Genomic DNA, 2,690 nt, shown 5'->3' with positions numbered 1-2,690 from the left:
TCTCCATCGAGCGGACGACGAGATTCGAACTCGCGACCCTCACCTTGGCAAGGTGGTGTTCTACCTGCTGCCGCTCTACCAGCAGCGGGTGCTCGGCGACGGCCCGCTCGCCGCCGGACTCGGCCAACTCCCGCTCGCCGCCGCCACCATGGCCGGCTCCTGGCTCGCTCCCCGGGCCGCCCGCCGGTTCGGCGCGGCCGCGGTGCCGGCCGTCGCGCTGCTCTCCGAGGCGGCCGGACTGCTCTGGCTCGCCCGGATCACCGCCGACGGCACCTTCGTCACGGACCTCCTCGGCCCGAGCATCGCCGTCGGCCTCGGCCTCGGCGCGGCCTTCGCCCAGCTCACCGGCATCGCCGTGGCCGGCGTCGCACCGGCCGACTCCGGGCTGGCCGGCGGCCTGGTGAACACCAGCCGGCAGCTCGGCGGTGCGGTCGGACTCGCCGTCCTCGGCACCCTCGCGGCCGCCGTCACCGCCGCCGCGCCCGACCGGCCGCCGCTCGACGCCATCACCGCCGGCTACCGCGCCGCCTTCCTCGGCGGCGCGCTCGTCCTGGCCCTCGCGGCCGCCCTCGCCCTGCTCCTGTTCCGCCACCCACGTCCCACCGCCCGTACCGACCACCGAGGAGACCCGTCCATGTCCACCCACACCGTCGACACCACCGCCCCCGTCGTCGTCCGCCTCGCCACCACCGTCGACGCCCCGCCCGCCGTGGTCTGGGCCCTGCACACCGACGTCGAGGGCTGGCCGCGCTGGAACCCCGACATCGAGCAGGCCCGCCTCGACGGCGGCCCGCTCACCGGCCCCGGCGCCTCCTTCACCTGGCGCACCCACGGCCTGGACATCACCTCGACCGTCCGCGAACTCGTCCCCGGCCGCCGGATCGTCTGGGGCGGCCCCGCCAACGGCATCGAAGGGATCCACGTCTGGTCCTTCGAACCCGCCGGGGACGGCCGGGTGACCGTCCGCACGGAGGAGTCCTGGAGCGGACCGGCCGTCGAGGCCATGCCCGAGGCGCTGGAACAGGCGCTGCGCGAGTCGCTGGAGCGCTGGCTGGACCACCTCAAGGCCACCGCGGAGGCCGAGCACCGCGCCGCCGCCACCCGCTGAACCCTCGACACCGACCGCCCGCCGAACCCCGCCGACACCCGACTCGGAAGGACCCCTGCCATGACCGCCGCCTCCACCCCCAAGCCCTACCTGACCGGCCACTACGCCCCCGTCGCCGACGAGCTCACCGCCACCGAACTGCCCGTCGAGGGCCACCTGCCGCCCGAGCTGACCGGCCGGCTGATCCGCAACAGCCACAACCCCAAGCCCGGCATCACCCCCACCCACTGGTTCAAGGGCAGCGGCATGGTGCACGGCATCCGGCTCCGCGACGGCCGGGCCGAGTGGTACCGCAACCGCTGGGTGAAGACCCCCGCCCTCGACGGCGCCCCGTACCTCACCGAGCACGGCCCCGACCTGACCGCCTCCACCGCCGGCACCCACGTCATCGAACACGGCGGCCGGCTGCTCGCCCTCTGCGAGTCCGCCCTCCCCTTCGAGCTGACCGCCGAGCTGGAGACCGTCGGCGCCTACGACTGGAACGGCCGGCTCACCTCCGCGATGACCGCCCACCCCAAGGAGGACCCGGTCACCGGCGAGCTGCACTTCTTCGCCTCCTCGCCGTTCCCGCCCTACCTGATCCACCACGTCTCCTCGCCCGACGGCACCGTGCTCACCAGCCAGGAGGTACCGGGCGCGAGCGCCGCGCTCAAGCACGACTTCGCGATCACCGAGCACCACGTGGTCTTCCTGGAGGGCTCGGTCACCTTCGACCCGGCCGACCACTCCGGCATCCCGTACGGGTGGAACGACGGCCAGGCGGCGCGGCTCGGCGTCATGCCGCGCGGCGCGGGCGGGGCGGACCGGGTCCGCTGGTTCCCGATCGAGGCCGGGTACGCGATGCACCTCGCCAACGCCTACGAGGACGCCGCCGGACGGATCGTCGTCGAGGGCCCGTCGGTCGGCCGGGACGGCTGGCGGCGCTCGTGGAACTGGTGGGTCGGCGCCCCCGACCGCGGCGCCGAGCCCAACTCCGGCTCCCGCGGCCGCCGTTGGGTCGTGGACCTGGCGGCCGGGCGGGTCCACGAGGAGTGGACCGACGACCTCACGGTGGAGTTCCCGACCATCAACGAGGCGTTCCTCGGCCGCGAGCACCGCTACCAGTACGCGCTCTCCTTCCCCGACGACCAGGGCATCGGCAACCACACTCTGGTCAAGTACGACCGGCGCACCGGCGAGCGCCGGCTGCGCCCGGTCGGCACCGGGCAGCTGCCCAGCGAGGCCGTGTTCGTCCCCGCCGACGACCGCCCGGGCACCGACGAGGACGCCGGCTGGCTGCTCACGGTCGTCAGCGACCTGAACCTGAACGCCTCGAAGCTGCTCGTCCTGGACGCCTCCGACCTCACCCTCCCGCCGGTCGCCACCGTCCACCTCCCGCGCCGGGTGCCCGCGATGATCCACGGCTCCTGGATCCCCGACTCCGCCCTCGCGTAACGCCCCCGCGCGCCGGCTCATCGGCCGCGCCCACCGACCGCCCCCGGCCCTGCCTCCCCCGCGCGGCCGGGGGCTCACGTTCGAGCCTTGCACGCACCCACCGCCCCGACGGGCGGGTGTCGTATGTCCGGCGTCCTCGACCTGGTCC

The 2,690-nt window shown here is 74.9% G+C and carries 2 protein-coding genes; both read left to right on the top strand.

The features are described from left to right. A partial coding sequence (locus ABZW03_RS39585; RefSeq protein ID WP_355269540.1) for an SRPBCC family protein occupies positions 1–1,108 on the top strand: 1,108 nt, incomplete at its 5' end. Positions 1,109–1,168: 60 nt separating this feature from the next. Then, positions 1,169–2,542, top strand: coding sequence for a carotenoid oxygenase family protein (locus ABZW03_RS39580; protein ID WP_355269538.1), 1,374 nt, complete (start codon positions 1,169–1,171; stop codon positions 2,540–2,542). The last annotated feature ends 148 nt before the right edge of the window (positions 2,543–2,690 follow it).

Source organism: Kitasatospora sp. NPDC004799 (assembly GCF_040609095.1).
Classification (GTDB): domain Bacteria; phylum Actinomycetota; class Actinomycetes; order Streptomycetales; family Streptomycetaceae; genus Kitasatospora.
The sequence above is the reverse complement of the archived record's forward strand: the minus strand, read 5'-3'. Positions and strand labels throughout refer to the sequence as shown.

Excerpts from the sequence above, each read along its gene's own strand:
- ABZW03_RS39580 (WP_355269538.1), top strand. The coding sequence starts at position 1,169 with ATGACCGCCGCCTCCACCCCCAAGCCCTACCTGACCGGCCACTACGCC.